At 42.6% G+C, this 16,603-nt stretch carries 18 protein-coding genes; 2 read left to right on the forward strand and 16 right to left on the reverse strand.

Annotated elements, in window-relative coordinates; genetic code table 11:
* Window positions 1-86: 86 nt before the first annotated feature.
* The 15 genes from B2Y23_RS02915 to B2Y23_RS02985 all read right to left on the reverse strand — a co-directional run bounded on the left by B2Y23_RS02915 (window position 87) and on the right by B2Y23_RS02985 (window position 12,197).
* Window positions 87-647, reverse strand: coding sequence for a prepilin-type N-terminal cleavage/methylation domain-containing protein (locus B2Y23_RS02915; RefSeq protein ID WP_291368908.1), 561 nt, complete (start codon window positions 645-647; stop codon window positions 87-89).
* Between the two features lie 9 nt (window positions 648-656).
* A complete protein-coding gene (locus B2Y23_RS02920) occupies window positions 657-1,271 on the reverse strand; it encodes a TetR/AcrR family transcriptional regulator (RefSeq protein ID WP_291368954.1) in 615 nt (204 codons plus the stop codon).
* 45 nt (window positions 1,272-1,316) lie between these two features.
* Window positions 1,317-2,090, reverse strand: a complete 774-nt coding sequence (locus tag B2Y23_RS02925; RefSeq protein ID WP_291368910.1) for a TatD family hydrolase — start codon at window positions 2,088-2,090, stop codon at window positions 1,317-1,319.
* A 27-nt stretch (window positions 2,091-2,117) separates the two neighbouring features.
* Complete coding sequence (locus B2Y23_RS02930) at window positions 2,118-2,459, reverse strand: PilZ domain-containing protein (protein WP_291368912.1); 342 nt, start codon at window positions 2,457-2,459, stop codon at window positions 2,118-2,120.
* A 22-nt stretch (window positions 2,460-2,481) separates the two neighbouring features.
* Window positions 2,482-3,465 carry a DNA polymerase III subunit delta' gene (locus B2Y23_RS02935; protein ID WP_291368914.1) on the reverse strand — a complete coding sequence of 328 codons (984 nt, stop codon included), beginning with the start codon at window positions 3,463-3,465 and terminating at the stop codon, window positions 2,482-2,484.
* 13 nt (window positions 3,466-3,478) lie between these two features.
* Complete coding sequence (kdsB, locus tag B2Y23_RS02940) at window positions 3,479-4,240, reverse strand: 3-deoxy-manno-octulosonate cytidylyltransferase (RefSeq protein WP_291368916.1); 762 nt, start codon at window positions 4,238-4,240, stop codon at window positions 3,479-3,481.
* Between the two features lie 12 nt (window positions 4,241-4,252).
* Entirely contained in the window at window positions 4,253-5,257 is a 1,005-nt protein-coding gene (gene lpxK / locus B2Y23_RS02945; RefSeq protein WP_291356828.1) for a tetraacyldisaccharide 4'-kinase, read from the reverse strand.
* Window positions 5,258-5,260: 3 nt separating this feature from the next.
* Window positions 5,261-6,988, reverse strand: a complete 1,728-nt coding sequence (gene msbA, locus B2Y23_RS02950) for a lipid A export permease/ATP-binding protein MsbA (protein WP_291356826.1) — start codon at window positions 6,986-6,988, stop codon at window positions 5,261-5,263.
* Complete coding sequence (locus B2Y23_RS02955; RefSeq protein WP_291356824.1) at window positions 6,985-7,410, reverse strand: ExbD/TolR family protein; 426 nt, start codon at window positions 7,408-7,410, stop codon at window positions 6,985-6,987. The genes msbA and B2Y23_RS02955 overlap by 4 nt, the downstream gene beginning before the upstream one ends.
* Before the next feature lie 11 nt (window positions 7,411-7,421).
* Complete coding sequence (locus B2Y23_RS02960) at window positions 7,422-8,060, reverse strand: MotA/TolQ/ExbB proton channel family protein (RefSeq protein ID WP_291368918.1); 639 nt, start codon at window positions 8,058-8,060, stop codon at window positions 7,422-7,424.
* 27 nt (window positions 8,061-8,087) lie between these two features.
* Entirely contained in the window at window positions 8,088-8,975 is an 888-nt protein-coding gene (locus B2Y23_RS02965; protein ID WP_291368920.1) for a ParB/RepB/Spo0J family partition protein, read from the reverse strand.
* Window positions 8,972-9,754 carry a ParA family protein gene (locus B2Y23_RS02970; protein WP_291368922.1) on the reverse strand — a complete coding sequence of 261 codons (783 nt, stop codon included), beginning with the start codon at window positions 9,752-9,754 and terminating at the stop codon, window positions 8,972-8,974. The genes B2Y23_RS02965 and B2Y23_RS02970 overlap by 4 nt, the downstream gene beginning before the upstream one ends.
* Before the next feature lie 23 nt (window positions 9,755-9,777).
* Window positions 9,778-10,410, reverse strand: coding sequence for a 16S rRNA (guanine(527)-N(7))-methyltransferase RsmG (rsmG, locus tag B2Y23_RS02975; protein WP_291356816.1), 633 nt, complete (start codon window positions 10,408-10,410; stop codon window positions 9,778-9,780).
* Between the two features lie 83 nt (window positions 10,411-10,493).
* Window positions 10,494-11,183, reverse strand: a complete 690-nt coding sequence (murU, locus tag B2Y23_RS02980) for an N-acetylmuramate alpha-1-phosphate uridylyltransferase MurU (protein ID WP_291368924.1) — start codon at window positions 11,181-11,183, stop codon at window positions 10,494-10,496.
* Window positions 11,184-12,197, reverse strand: a complete 1,014-nt coding sequence (locus tag B2Y23_RS02985; RefSeq protein ID WP_291356812.1) for an aminoglycoside phosphotransferase family protein — start codon at window positions 12,195-12,197, stop codon at window positions 11,184-11,186.
* 120 nt (window positions 12,198-12,317) lie between these two features.
* Between B2Y23_RS02985 and B2Y23_RS02990 the strand changes: the two genes are divergently transcribed.
* Both B2Y23_RS02990 and B2Y23_RS02995 read left to right on the forward strand, forming a co-directional pair.
* Window positions 12,318-14,786: an LPS-assembly protein LptD gene (locus B2Y23_RS02990; RefSeq protein WP_291368926.1), complete on the forward strand. Its 2,469-nt coding sequence runs from the start codon at window positions 12,318-12,320 to the stop codon at window positions 14,784-14,786.
* A complete protein-coding gene (locus B2Y23_RS02995) occupies window positions 14,786-16,096 on the forward strand; it encodes a peptidylprolyl isomerase (protein ID WP_291368928.1) in 1,311 nt (436 codons plus the stop codon). The genes B2Y23_RS02990 and B2Y23_RS02995 overlap by 1 nt, the downstream gene beginning before the upstream one ends.
* A gap of 141 nt (window positions 16,097-16,237) precedes the next feature.
* Here the strand turns inward: B2Y23_RS02995 and B2Y23_RS03000 are convergent.
* Window positions 16,238-16,603 (reverse strand): RNA chaperone Hfq (locus tag B2Y23_RS03000; protein ID WP_291368930.1); only part of this gene is annotated, 366 nt, incomplete at its 5' end.

Below are 16,603 nucleotides of genomic sequence, written 5' to 3' on the forward strand. Positions count from 1 at the left end.
TAAGTCGAGTAATACTCGACCTGAGCGGCATTGTCACGCAAGAAACCCCGAAGGTTGTATCTGAATTACAGTGATGCTTTGAGTATTTAACTTGCATTGATTTTACCCAAATGATCAATCTCGATTTCTTCACCAATCGGGCGCTGCTCGAAATAAAATTGAATACGTACAGGTTTGGCTTCACCATTACCCAGCCATACCAATTTAGGGGCATTCGAATTCAGCAAATCGTCATTATTGGCATTTTCCTGGCGATGATCGAGCGCAGTAATACTGAATGAAACCTGCTCAGGTAAAGCACGCTCAGAAAATTCTGAATATTCCTGCCATTTTTTATTTTCAGTGAGAGTGGAATTTTGTTTATTTTGCAGGGATGGCACCAAAAATTCCATCACCCCATAATGAAACGGTGATACATCCGTGGCAGCTTGTACATTCAGGGCAAAAATCCGTGCCTGGTCATTGGCTTCACGGTTAATCCTATGTAAATCCATAATAAACACTTCCCGTGCCTGCATGGCTTTACGCTGGTCTACCCCGTTAATATTGGTCAGGATTAAAGATGCCATGATTGCCATAATCACGATGACCACCATCAACTCGATCAAGGTAAAACCACGAATTGAAAATGATCGGATTGGCTTCATGGCATACCTTTAAGCAAACTGTTCCGCAGAACCGACCTGTTTGGGCATTGCCAAGGCCTGATCAATATAAGCCACGCGTAATGTGTCACGTGAACCCAAATAGCGCTGGTAAAAACTGGAATTCAGAATAGCTGCCGCACCATGCGTCAAGGCCCAGATCGATGCCAGATAATCACGTGTCGACATGCTGCTTTGAATACTTTCCAGATAGCTTTCAGTCATACGGATAATAATGCGCAAACGCTGTTTTCTGACCTGATACAGTTCACTAAATAAAAGATTGATCCCTATACCGGTGGTAGAAAGACGTTCTTCAATTTGGTGGAACAGTACTGTGCGCTCAGGATGATGTAGATGGTGCAGCATAAAGAATGCCAGATGCTCCGGGAAGGCTTTCTGGGCATCTTTGATCATCTCGAGTAACATGTTCTCATTACGAATAATGAGCAACATGTAAAGCTCATCCTTACTTTGGAAATGTTTATATAGAGTTCCCTTCGCCAGATCGAGTTCTGCTGCCAACGCATCTAGCGTCATCCCTGATTCGCCATTTTCTAACAGCAGCTGCTCTGCAACCTGAAAAATTAACGCTTCTCTTGCTCGAAACTGAGCCTGACGGTCCATCTTCACTCTGTAATTCTCTTCTGCGCTTATATCAATTTAAATTATTTACTTTAAATTGAGGAGGTTTTCAAAGTTCTGCATTGTAATGAAAGCGATTTCCTCAACGGACTTATCATATACATCACTTAAGGCTTTGGCTACATAGGGAACGTATTTTGGTTCATTAGACTTTCCTCTATACGGAACTGGAGCCAGATAAGGACTGTCGGTTTCAATCAACACCCGGTCCAGTGGTACCTGTTTTACCACATCACGTAAATCCTGAGCATTTTTAAACGAAACGATTCCGGAAAATGACACATAATAACCACAATCCAGTACAGCTTTAGCAGTTTCCCAATCTTCAGTAAAACAGTGTAAAATACCATGCGTCGATTTTTCAGCCCGAATGATATCTACCGTATCCTGCTTGGCAGCGCGGGTATGTACCACCACCGGTTTTTTTACAGCCTGAGAGGCATGGATATGCCGTGCAAAACATTGTTTCTGCTCAGCAATGAAATCGGTACTGTGAAAATAATCTAGACCGGTTTCTCCAATTGCCCACACTTTTTCAGGCTGCGCCAGCTCAATTAAATAATCCGTAGTGGCACGTGCCATGGTCGCCGGATCTTCACAGGGATGGACACCGACGCTGTATCCGACATCAGCATGACGTGCTGCAATTTTCGCAAGTTCGATATGATCGTCCAGATCAACCGAGATGGTCATGAATTTGGATACCCCAGCTTCACGCGCCTGAGCTAATGCCAGATCCAGATTACCATCGTAAGGGGTTAAATCCAGCATGGTTAAATGGCAGTGAGTATCTACAAACACAATGAGTTCCTACCGAAGGTAAATTAACTACATAGTGTAACTTTTACGTCCATCAGATTTAAGACCCGCAACCAGACGATCTGCTTCATTTTTGAAGAAAACGCCTTTTTCACCGGTGAGCTGAATCCCAAAACCTTGTGGCTTGATGCCATTCTGCTTTTGAGATATCCAGATTACTTTTCCGGTTAATGGAATTTTCTGCGTCTGTTCAGGTAAAGTCGTCAGAACAAAAACTTCTTCACCTAATTTTACTGACTGCTTGGAAGGAATAAAAAGTCCACCACCTACAACATATGGCATATAACTGGCAAATAACGTTTCAATATCCGGAATATTGGCCTGAATAATACCGCCCATACGTGGTTGCATTTTTATTCCCCCTTAAAAATTTTTAAACGTTCATTAGTTTTATACACAATTGATCAAGCACCAAATTGCTTTGTACGTTTTGCTCAATATATTGTTTAGTTTGCTGCAAATCAGAATAAACCGTAAATAGAAATTCTAAAGTATATTGTTCTGATAATCCGCTCAAGTCCAAATCCGAGTTTTTAACTTGCTGATTGAGCTTGACACAAATTAAATCTGACAACAAGTATTCAAACATTTGCGAAAAATCGCTAAAACTCAGGGCCTTGTTCCACTTCGTTGCAATGGTCATGGGCATATTTTTTTGCGTGACCAGTTTTTGCCAGTCCGTTAAAAATTCTTGCCGTTTACTCAACCATTCAGCTTCCGCCAATTGCATGGCTTGTAAAGGCATCTGGTTAGACAGGCTCATTAATAACTGTTTTTGTGTTTGATCCAGGTCAGGTAACTGTTGAGATAAGTACTCACCTGCTTGAGCTTCAGATATCCGATCCAAAGCAAAATGTTGCAAACGACTGCGAATAGTCGCAGGAAGTTTTAGATAATGATCGGCCAATAAAATAATCACCACACGATCACCGGGTTCTTCGAGGGTTTTCAGTAATGCATTGGCTGAAGCAATATTTAAGGCTTCAGCCGGCTCAATCACGATGACACGCCAGCCATCTACCGTTTGCTGAACAAAAGGCAATAAATCACGAATTTTTTCAACCTTGATTTTGGCATTTTGCTTTTTGTTGTCTTCATCCGTGCTGATATAGACATAATTGGGATGGGTATCAGACTTTAACCACAAACAACTGCCGCATTCACCACAGGGTGCATTTTTTTCATGACGATTGTTGCATAACACCCAGGCCAAAAAATATTGTGCAAAAGCTTCCTTACCACAGCCTTTTTTACCATAAAAAAGCAGGCCATGACCGAGTTTGGGAAAGCGGCCGGTCAAGGTATCCCAAACCGTTTGCTGCCATGGGTAAACTTGTGCAACAACATTATTTTGCATTGGAGAATTCACCTTATTCGAAGCAAGAAACGTCCATTTGATTCAGACGATCCAGATCTGCCTGCGTATCTACACCCGGCGGCAAGTTCGCTTCTGCAATAGCAATTGCAATACGATGACCATTTTCCAGCACCCGTAATTGCTCCAAACTTTCTAGTTTTTCCAATACGCCCATATCCCAAGATACATATTCTTGCAGCAAATTCACACGGTAAGCGTACAAACCTAAATGGCGATATGCCTGCTCATGCAATTGCTGAACCGCTTGCTTGGCACCATCACGGTCATAAGGAATGGTGGCACGGCTAAAGTACAGCGCCTGGTTATATTTGGACATCACCACTTTTACAATACTGTCGCGCTGAAACTCTTCCAGACTATGAATCGGCTCACATAAGGTCGACATGGAGGATCGTGGATGGGATTCCAGTAATTGCGCCACCTGCTGCACCAATTGAGCTGGAAGCAAGGGTTCATCCCCTTGTACATTGACGATAATGTCTTCACTCGCCCAACCTTTAATGCGGGCAACTTCACTTAAACGGTCTGTGCCAGAAGGATGATCTGCACTTGTAATGACAACATCCACACCTTCTGCACGGCAAACTTCTGCAATACGCTCATCATCGGTTGCAACACATAGATCATCAAACCCAGCCACTTTTTTTGCCTGATCTACTACACGCAAAATCATCGGACGGCCATGAATTTCCAATAGCGGTTTGCCCGGCAAACGTGAACTGGCAAAACGTGCTGGAATAACAATATGTTTCATAAACAATGAACCTTAAGAAATTTGAATACAAAGTTGCTGTAACTGTTGATGCAAAACATCATAGCATTGTGGTGAAAGTACCGCTTCAACAGGAACCACCCAGATTTCCCGTTTAAAATCTGCATTTTGCTTTAATAAGGGCAGCAATTTTACCGCATCTTTTTCTGTGGTAATGATGGGATTATTATCTTCAAACTGTAGATCCGTAATTTCATAATCATAATGATCAGGAAATTCATGGCACTGAAATTGATGAATACCCATAGAGTCTAAAGTGCTATAAAAACGCTGTGGAAAACCAATACCGACCACGGCATAAAAATTATCCGTCGGATTAAAAGATCTTTCATCCATTGCATTGAGCAAATAAGGCGCAGCAACTTCTAAATGCATATGCAGTGCAGAGTTTGGCTGACTGGCATGCTCAATGACAGTAGCTGTGGTTAAGCGGCTCGGCGGTTCGCGTAAATATCCTTCAGGCAATAACTTTTGATTACCTAAACCACGATTCTGATCCAGCACAATCCACTCAATCTGGCGTTCTAAGGCCCAGTGCTGCAAACCATCATCACTGATAATTAAATCTAGCTCATGCTTAGACAACAAATATTCAATACTACGCTGACGGTTGGAACCCACCACCATGGGCACACCCGTAGACTGAACAATCAGGCAGGGTTCATCCCCCACAGTCTCCGGCATCGACTCCAAATCAACATAAGCAGGAAAAGGTCCTTTCCCCCCATAGCCGCGACTAATCACGCCGACACGAACATTTTGACTTTGTAGATAATTGACCAACTGAATCAGCAGCGGTGTTTTACCACTGCCACCGACCGTAATATTACCAATCACCATCACCGGAACTGGAGATTGATAACTGGTTTTTAGGCCCAATTGGTAGAGTTTTTTATTCAGTAAAAAACCACCACGATAAATCCATGACAAAGGTCTAAGCACAATCAACCACTTGGCCTGTTTATTCCAAGCATCCTGAATCAATTGTGCGAATGACATAGATCAATGTTCCTCGAAATTACGCTGATGTAATTGATAGTAAGCACCATGTTTGGCAATCAACTCTGCATGCGTACCTTGCTCGACAATACTACCGTGATCCATCACCACAATACGATCCGCATTTTCAATGGTAGATAAACGATGCGCAATGACAATGGTGGTTCGGTCTTGCATAGCTGCATCAAATGCTTTCTGGATAAAATATTCTGATTCATTATCCAGCGCACTGGTCGCTTCGTCCAGAATCAGGATCGGTGCATTTTTCAAAATGGCACGTGCAATGGCAATACGCTGGCGCTGTCCGCCCGAAAGATTTAACCCTTGTGCACCTAATGGAGTATCGTAACCTTGTGGCAAAGCCATAATAAAATCATGTGCATAAGCTGCTTTCGCTGCTGCAATGATGTCTGCATCAGTCGCACTTTCAAGCTGCCCATAGGCGATATTTTCGCGCACAGTACGATTAAATAGCACCACTTGCTGATTCACCATGGCAATCTGAGTTCGCAAAGTATTCATATCCAGATCTCGAATATTGTGCTGATCCAAATACATATGACCTGAACTCGCTTCCTGAAAACGCACCAACAGATTCACTAAAGATGTTTTGCCTGCCCCGGAACGACCCACCAATGCAATTGTTTCGCCAGCCTTGACATTCAAGTTAAAATCATGAATTGCTTGATGACCATCGGAATAAATTAGATTCACATCTTGGAATTGAATATTACCTTTAAGTACTGGAGTTAAAGTTCCTGTATTTTGCTCTTCAGGTAAATCGAGCAATTCAAAAACTGAATGTGCTGCCGCCATACCACGTTGCAATTTTTCATTGATATCGGTTAATGCCTTAATCGGCTTACTTAACATACCCGCGGCTGTAATGTATGCAACAAACTCACCTGCACTGGTATCACGTAAAATTTCTGGTCGTAACGCAATCCAGATAATGATACCCATTGCAATCGACATAATGAATTGTACAACAGGGCTATTCAGTTGCTGCACCACCACCATTTTCAAACCACGTTTTAAGTTTTCAAGCGAGTGATCTTTGAAACGGGTTTGCTCATACTCTTGCCCACCAAAACCCTTGACCACTAAATTGCCATTTACCGTTTCTTGCACCACATGATTAACATCTCCCATGGTATCCTGAACTTGCAAAGATAATTTACGCATACGTTTTGATGCTTGACGAACCAGAAAGCCCATCAGCGGAGCAAAAATCAGAATAATCAGAGTCAGTCGCCAATTGCTATATAACAAGTAGCCGAACAATCCAAGGGTAATCAAACCTTGTTGCACAATAGTTTTCAGTGATTCTGATGAAGCTGCTGTTAATTGCTCCACGTTATACATGATTTTGGCAGTGATATGACCACTGGTATTGTCCAGATAATATTGCGATGGAAGCTTAAGCAGTTTCGCAAAAACTTCCTGACGAATATTAAAGACCAGATTACGGGAAATGACTGCCGTATAATATCCGCCGATAAAAGAACCCAATCCACGGAAAAACATCAGTAAAATAACCAGAATAGGAAATATAGAAGTAAAGCCCTGATCTCTATGCTGGATGGCAGTGATGATTTTTTCTAATAATTTTGCAATAGATACTTCCGTTGCCGCACTGATTGCAAAACCAATAAAAACCAATATCGCTACACCCCAAAAAGGTTTCAGATACCCTAAAAGACGCAGGTAGACTTTAAAATCTTGCTTCACTCATAACCTCTAGACGGAACTTTGGTACTAATATTAACGTTAACAAAACCTAACTGCCCTGCTACATCCATCACGCGAATCACATCCTGATGTGTTGCTTTAGCATCAGCAGCAATAACAAACATTAAATCACGTCGATCACTGGAAATCTGTTTAATTGCGGTACTTAAATCTACAAGATCCTTGCTCGCAATCGATTGCCCATTAATAGAGTAATGCCCAGATGAATCAACCACTACTTCAATTTTACGATCATATTGTTTAGGTGGTACGCCTTGTGCATCCGGCAAGGTTAAATTCATGCGACTAAACTGGTTGAATGTGGTGGATAACAGTAAAAAAACCAGGATAAACAGCAAACAGTCAATCATGGGTGTTAAATTAATATGGATATCTTCAACTTGTGTGCGTTTGAATTTCATTTTCCACCACCTTAACCTGCTTTTCTAACTTCTTGTTCTTCGGCAGTAGAATTTTGATAGAAAAGTGCCGCATGGAATAAGGTTGATTGCTGTTCAAGCTCTGCAATATACTCTTGCACCAAACGCTGAAAATAGCGATAGGCAAACAGGGCCGGAATAGCAATAAACATCCCTGCTGCTGTGGTGATCAACGCTTTTGAAATACCGGGAATCATTAAGGTAGGATTGCTATTAGTACCTAAATCAATTACCAAGAAAGATTCAATAATCCCCAGAACCGTACCCAACAAACCCAAAAGTGGCGCGACTGCACTTAAGGTTCCCAAGAAGTTGATATTTTTTTCCAGATAGCCAATTTCTTGTGATGCAGTCGTTTCCATTTGCGCACGGGCAAATTGTTCATTTTGATTTTTACTTTGGTAACCCGCCATAAAAATGCGCCCCAAAGTACTGCTTTGCAACGCTTGATCCTGCTGTAACTGCTGGATCACCACATCGGTATTTTGCGCTGGATTTAGCAGCAATGTCTTAGGCAAAATCATTGTTCTTTTTAACCGAATAAAGCGTTCAATCGTTATTGCTACGGTAAAAATTGAACACAGCACCAGGGGCAGCATAAGCCACCCACCCGCTTTGACTAATTCCCACATCTGTTTTTCCCCAATAAAAACAAAAAATTATTCTGCGAAACAAATATTTAATATACCGTCTAATTCGTCAAGGGAATGATATTGAATGACGAGTTTTCCCTTGCCTTGTTTATTATGATCAATTTTTACATCTGCACTAAAACGCTCTGCCAAACGCTGCGTCAATTGCTGAATATCTGGCGCAACTTCAGCTTTTGGTTTTTCTTGTTTTGGCGTATTTAAATCGCGCACCAGCTGTTCGGTTTGGCGTACAGATAAACTTTTTTCAATCACATGCTCTGCAACTTTAAGCTGGTCTTTGGCTTTTAAGGTCAGAATGGCACGTGCATGTCCCATATCCAGCAAACCTTGCTGCATGAAGTCTTTTACCGATTCAGCCAGCGTCAACAAACGCAATAAATTGCTGACCGTGGTACGCGCCTTACCCACGGTATCGGCAACTTCCTGATGACTTAAACCGAATTCCTCATGAAAACGCTGTAATGCCATGGCCTGATCAATCGGGTTTAAATCCTGACGCTGTATATTTTCAATCAAAGCCAGCGCAATCGCCACCTGATCATTCAAATCACGAACAATTGCAGGAACTTCAGTTAAACCCGCCAGTTGGGCTGCACGCCAGCGACGCTCACCGGCAATAATTTCATAGGGAAATTTTTCATCATCGATCGGACGAATCACAATCGGCTGCATCACCCCATGCTTTTCAATCGACGCGGCAAGTTCTTGAAGATCGTGTTCATGAATAAAACGGCGCGGTTGATATTCACCGCGTTTTAATAAATGAACATCAATCTGTTTGAGCTGACCATGATCTAAAGCTTGAGCTTCCATTTGTAATTTTTCTTTCTGGATCGACCCAAGCAAGGCATCCAGACCACGACCTTTAGCTAGTCCGCGTTTTTTTGTGGTCATGCGTTACTTCCTTTTTTCACTTTGCTTTTCTTTAACATTTCAGCCGCCAGATTCAGGTAAGCAACTGCGCCCTTCGAGCTTTTCTCAAAATAGATAATCGGCAAACCATGTGCAGGTGCTTCAGCCAAACGTACATTACGCGGAATCACCGTAGCATAGAGTTTTTTACCAAAATACTGTTCTAGCTCTTCCGACACATCACGGGTTAAAGCATTACGCGCATCGTACATGGTGCGCAGCACACCCACGATTTGCAGATCCGGGTTCAGCGCCTGCTGAATACGGTCAATCGTTTGGGTTAGATCAGCCAGACCTTCCAGCGCATAGTATTCACATTGCATCGGAATCAAAACGCCTTGCACGGCCGCCAGAGCATTCACCGTAATCAGACTCAAGCTGGGCGCACAGTCCACAATAATATAATCAAAAGAAGATTCTATTTCTTGCAATGCTTCACGTAAAATATATTCGCGACCATCCTGTTCGGCAATCGCAAGTTCCACACCGGCCAAATCGCGGTTCGCCCCGAGAACCTTATAACCCACTTCTGCTTTGCTAATTGCAGTTTCAATCGGCACTTCACCCAATAACACATCAGTGACCGAATACAGAAGATCATTTTTCTGGATACCAGACCCCATCGTGGCGTTGCCTTGTGAATCCATATCCACAAGTAAAACGCGCTTTTTCAAAACAGCTAACGATGCTGCCAAATTTACTGCGGTTGTGGTTTTACCTACGCCACCTTTTTGGTTCGCAATCGCAATAATTTGTGCCATGGTGACCCCAATCCTTCAAAAATTTAAATATGTTTCAATAAAAGCAAGTGACGTTGTTCGTCTAAACGCGGAACTTTAAGTTCAATAATCTCACAACTGAATTCATTTTTTAAAGTCTCAATTTCATCCGCTGGAATTAATCCTTTCATTGAAGCAATAATACTGTGCTCATGCATAAAAGGTTTAGAAGCGGCAACAAAATCGGTTAAAGAGGCAAATGCACGACTGGTAATGACATCGAACTGACCCAATTCCTGAATGCTTTCTTCATTTTCAACACGCGTTTGAACAGCAATCGCATTTGGTAATTTTAGATCGGCAATAAACTGTTTCAGGAAGCGAATCTTTTTGCCATTGGAATCCAGCAATACACACTGACGCTCAGGCTGACATAATGCAATGATCATGCCCGGCATACCTCCGCCTGTCCCGATGTCCAGCAAACGGCCTTGAGGTAAATCTTTCAAAATACTCAAGCTATCCAGCAAATGCTTCACCAGCATTTCTTTTGGATCACGAATGGCGGTCAAGTTATATGCTTTATTCCACAGCACCAAAGCATCCTGGTATTGGAGTAATAAATTTAAAGCTTCATCGCTTAGCTCCAAACCCAAAGCTTGACTACCCTGCTTAAGTTCTTTGAAAAACTGGTGCATATTCAAAAACGTCTCGAAAAGTTAATGGAAGTATACCGATTTATACAATAAGTCACAGTAGCTTGTGCTTAGTGAATATTCACTTAGTTATACAAGCCCTGCTTAATTTGTTGATCCAGTACATTTAATCGCTCAGGAGTGCCAACATCCACCCAAACACCCTGCATTTTAGAAGCAGAAATTTGCTGCTCAAGCATCGCTTGTTTTAACAACGGTGCAAGTGGTCGTTTGCCGTTTTCCAAGCCTTTAAATATTTTAGGATGAATCACTGCAACTCCACTATAAGTCAGGGCTTCACCCGGATGCGCTTGATCAAAGGTATATGCTCGACCATTCGCCAGAATAAAGTCACCCTCCGGATGCTGCGCTGGGTTATCCACCAGAACCAGATGAGCAAGTTCATCCTGTAATTTCACCTTTAATAAAGGGGCAAAATCCATGGTGGTCCAGACATCACCATTCACCAGAATAAATGGCTGCTCCCCTAAAAGCGGTAAGGCATTAATAATACCACCTGCAGTTTCCAACCCTTCACCTTCATGTGACCACAAGATTTTGACGCCAAACGCTGAACCATCACCCAAAGCCTGGGCCAGCTTTTCACCTAACCAGGCCGTATTGATCACAATCTCAGTAACACCAATCTTTTGCAATTTTTCAATATGCCAGACAATCAGTGGTTTTCCACCCACTTCCAGCAAGGGTTTTGGCGTATGCAGAGTCAGTGGACGCATGCGGTTACCGAGTCCCGCAGCAAGAATCATGGCTTTCATTTATGCAGCAACCTCATAACGTCCGTATTTGGCTTCAAATTTCGGCATGACTTTAGCCTGAATAAACTGCATAAACGGTTGTAGTTCTGCATAAGGCTTGCTTTCTTCTAGTAAATACCACATCACACGTGGTAAATCCTTGAGATAACCTGATTTGCCATCACGCTCAAACAGACGCACAAAAATGCCCAAAATTTTAATATGACGCTGAATCGCCATCATGTCGGCATCTTTTTTAAACTGTTCAAAATCGCGATCCTGCTTTGCAGATTCAGGCAACAGGTCATAGAAGGTTTTAAACCATGTATAAACGCGATCTGCATTCCACTGCACATAGGCATCACGGGTAATTGAAATCAGGTCATAGGTATCGGCGCCAATCACAGCATCCTGAAAATCAATCACGCCCAGATCAGTTTCACCTTCAATTTTCATCAGGTTACGACTATGAAAATCACGATGCACAATGACTTGCGGCTGTGCCAGTGCAGCGTTGGCTAAAATGGCAAAACTGCGCTTGATTAAGGCACTTTCCTCTGCTGTCGGTTGAATGTGCAGCGAAGGCAGCATCCAGCCAGTCAGCAGCTCCATTTCAGAAATCAGCTTTTCATAGGAATAATTCGGAAAATGATTTGTTCCATCAATCGCTTGTAATTGAATCAGCTGTTTGAAACTTTGCTCATAATAACTGTCTACCGTTTGCTCATTTAGCAATGTCGAGAGTAGAACATCGCCAAAATCTTCCAACAACAGGAAGCCGAGTTCCAGGTCTTTGGCAACAATATGCGGTACCCGCACACCATTCTTATCAAAAAATTCATCGATCGTCACAAAAGGCCCACAATCTTCTTTTTCTGGTGGTGCATCCATAAGCATAAATGTTTTATTATTCAATTTGATTCGTGCATAACGACGGAAGCTTGCATCGCCTGCCAAAAAATGAGTCTCAAATTGATCTGAACCAAGTACAGATGTAATCCATGTTTGTATCAATTGTTCACGTTGTGTATTCATTTGCGATAAATTCTAATACAGGCTGAGTTTTTAAAGTGCTAAGTGTAGCCACTTATCAACTTTTTCTCTATGATGCGAGGATAATTAATTGCGATTAAGCATACTTGGTTAATGATACAAATGAAGCATCAGTTTAAATTTAATCCTTTAGCGACTGCTATTTTGACCCTTTTATGTGGCAGCTCGATCTCAAGCTATGCTGAATCCACAATTCCAGCTTCGACTGTCGACAACCAAAAAATGAAAGACAGTATCCAGGAGTCGTATCCTGGACAACAATTTTTTGAACAATACTATGTTGATAAATCAGCACCGGAAGCTCAACAACGCCAAGGACAGTATTTAAGCTCTGCTTACTGTCAAGGTGCCTGGATTACCCCGATTAGCCCAGAGACTAAAGCTGTAGATCCAGAAAATGCCACCTCTACAGTAACTGCGGATTATGGTCATTATGATCCGAGTGGTGATTCAGTTCTTGAAGGCAATGTATTGATTGACCAACAAGGTCGACAAATTCGCGCTGATAAAATTACCATCGACCAAACTCAGACCTATGCCAATGCACAAGGTCGTGTGCAAATGGCACAAGCGGGCTTGCTGTCACAAAGTGACCAGATCAATTACAACTTAAAGACCCAGCAAGGCGATTTAAATAACAGCTTCTATATTTCTGAAGAGCAGCATGCGCATGGCCGTGCAGAAAAAATAGCACGTACTGCTGAAAATATTGTGGTGATGAACAATGCCACCTACACCACCTGTCCACCCGATGAAAAGCCAGGCTGGAAAATTCAGGCAGATAAAATTACCTTAAACAAGGAAAGCGGACGCGGTGAAACACGCGGCACCAAACTCTATGTCAAAGAAGTTCCAGTCCTTGCCGTGCCTTATTTCAACTTCCCGATTGATGACCGCCGTACCACAGGTATTTTAACCCCAAGTTTCGGCTTTTCGAATGATGGTGGTTTAGAGCTTGCTGTCCCTGTTTATTTAAACCTGGCACCTAATTACGATGCGACCGTCACGCCACGGTATATAGCCAGCCGCGGTGCAATGCTTGAAGGCGAATTCCGCTATTTAACGGAAAATTTCGGCTCTGGTATGTTTTGGGGCGGTTATTTAGCTTCAGATGGCGAATATAACGACCAAGACCGTAAAGCTTTACAATTTTTACATAACTGGCAAATTAACAATCAGTTTTCAACCAATCTTGAATACAACTACGTTTCAGATAAAGACTATTTTTCCGATTTAAATAACAACCCAAATTCTAAAACCACGCTAAACTTGCGCCGTGCCTGGGAACTTAATTACGGCAACGGCATTCCCGGTCTTAGAGCCCAGTTAAAAGTAGAAGATTTCCAGACTGTCGACAAATCCGTTTCCGATCAGGATCGTCCTTACGCACGTTTGCCACAATTTTTACTCAACTATACCGCTGGTGACCCGCAAGGCTTACAGTTCGAATTTGACCATGATACGGCTTATTTCAAAAAAGATATTAATGTTGCCAATTTAACGAACAATACCTCTTACGAACCAAGCGGCACCCGAATTTATAATGATTTTTCGGTACGTTACAACTATCGTAATCCCTGGTCATTTGTCATTCCTGAAGTATCACTACGTAATGTAAATACTTTCTATGATAAAGCCACTCAACAAGTGATTAATCAACAAAGCCAGACCAATTCTTCAAGTGAAAATCAATCCGTTACCATCCCTGAATTCACTTTAGACACAGGTTTAATTTTTGAAAAAGAAGGCAAGTATCTACAAACGCTTACTCCTCGCGCCTTCTATGCCTATGCGCCCTATGAAAATCAGGATGGGCATCCAAACTTTGACTCGGCTCCTGCGTCCATCAATTACGATCAGCTATTTAATTCTCGTCGCTTCTACGGACATGACCGTTTAGAAGATAATAATTTCTTATCTTTAGGTCTAAGTTATAGCTTATTTGATGAAATTGGTTTGGAACGCTTAAAAACCAGCGTGGGTCAAAGCTTCTTTTTTGAAGACCGCCGGGTAACGCTAGAAAATGAAACTGACCAGTTTGATACTGAACGCCGTACCGGTCCTATTTTAAGCGTATCGAGTCAGCTATCACAGAACTTTACCATTGGCGCAAATTCTGCCTGGATGTCAAATGGTGACAATGCACAGCGCGATCTGCAACTGTATTACACCGGCAATCAGGGTAACCTTTATAACTTGGGTTATTTCTATCGCAAAGACATTCCCAACCGCCAAGACCAGTATGACCAGGTTGTCGCCTCATTCATTCAGCCTGTAGCAAATAACTGGCGTATTTTAGGTCACGCCCAGTATGATCTGGACAATAATGTCGCTCGCGAGTATTTGCTCGGTGTAAATTATGAGTCATGTTGCTGGGGCATTTCGGTCTATGGCCGTTCTTACTATAATGACCTGGACAATGTGAATGATGAAGGCGTTTCGCCAAAACGTGCCATTATGGCTGAAATTAGCCTGAAAGGTTTAGGCGGCTTCAACAACAAGCTTTCATCTTTACTAGAAAACCGTATTCTAGGTTTCAATAATATTAATCAATCTTGGACACAACGTTAATGAAGACAAAACAGTTAAAACATTTTTTTAAAGCGACTGCTCTTGCTTTAGCCCTATCTTCATCAATGACTACATTTGCGCAACCCTCAGACGAAGTGGTGGCCTTGGTTGATAACAGTGTCATTTTAAAAAGTGATTTAGAACAAAGTATTGCTGAAATCAAACATCAACTTGAAGCACAAAAAAAACCCGTTCCACCAGAACAGTACTTACAGCAACAGGCCCTTGACCAGCTGATTATCCGTCAGGCGCAGCTTGAACAAGTGAAACGCTACAATATCAAACCGAATGAAAAAGAACTGAATGAAGCCGTGCTGAAGGTCGCCGGCCAATCTGGCAGCAAGAGTTTAGAAGCATTTCAGCAAAAGCTAGATGCTATTGCACCAGGAACCTATGAATCCTTGCGTAACCGTATTGCAGAAGATTTAGCGATTAATCGCCTGCGTCAACAAATTGTGATGTCCCGCATTAAAATTAGTGATCAGGATGTGGAAAACTTCCTGAAAACTCCGCAAGGTCAAGCCGCTTTAGGCAGCCAGGCGCACGTTATTCATGTTCGTGTATCGGGTAGTGATCAAGCAGCATTAGAAAAAACAGCAAAACTGGTCAAAGCTGAACTGAATAGCAGCAATGATATTAAAGCAATTGATCAAAAATTTACCACCAACACTGTGAAGGTAGAAAGTGCGGATATGGGCTTTAGAAGCCTGTCTGACATTCCTGCTGAATTGGCTGCCCGGGTAAGCACGCTGCAAGCAGGTCAGACTACAGACCTGATTCCTGTTCGTGATGGCATTCATGTTTTAAAATTGATTGAACGCAAAGGTGGCGAGCAAAAAGCGATTGTCTCGCAATATCAGGTACGTCACATTCTGATTCAGCCTTCTGAAGTTGTTAGTCCGGAAAATGCCAAACAACAAATCGACAGCATCTACAACCGTTTAAAAGCGGGTGAAGATTTTGCCGTATTGGCCTCAACTTTTTCCAATGATCCCGGTTCTGCTCGTGATGGCGGCAGTTTAGGCTGGGTGAGCCCGGGTGTCATGGTGCCTGAGTTCGAGGCACAAATGAAGAATACCCCTACAGGTCAAATCAGTGCGCCTTTCCAGACCCAATTTGGCTGGCACATTCTTCAAGTGACTGATACACGCCAACAAGATATGACGCGTGAATATCAGCAGCGTATGGCTCGTCAGATTTTAGGTGAACGCCAGTTTGATGCTGAACTTGATAGCTGGTTACGTGAAATTCGCAGCAATGCTTTTGTTGAAATCAAGGACCCTAGCCTGGACCGTAAAAAAAACAAATAACTCTCAAATGATTTGAGCCAAAAAAACCAGTTGTTTAGGCAACTGGTTTTTTATTAACCTTAAGAAAGCTCATACTATCAATTCGCTTACTCTAAAATAAAAAAAAGCCTCTCATCAAGAGAGGCTTTTAAGAATCAACAATTAACGATTATTTTCGTCGTCTTGAGAATCTTCAAATTTTGTTTCGCCTTCAAAGCCTGGGTTTGATTGACCACCGAAGCCACCTTGACCACCGAAGCCACCTTGACCACCGAAGCCACCAGCTTGGCCACCGAAGCCACCAGCCTGACCGCCGAAACCACCTTGGCTACCAAAACCACCTTGACCACCGAAGCCGCCTTGACCGCCAAAGCCACCTTGACCACCGAAGCCGCCTTGACCGCCGAAGCCACCTTGAGGTTGACCACCACCAAAGCCACCAGCGCCTTGAGCACCAGCAGGAGCACCAGTAGGACGTGGATTACGTGCAGGAACAACTGTAGAAATTGCGTGTTTGTAAACCATTTG

The organism is Acinetobacter sp. UBA5934, from assembly GCF_002430855.1.
Taxonomy (GTDB): Bacteria; Pseudomonadota; Gammaproteobacteria; order Pseudomonadales; family Moraxellaceae; genus Acinetobacter.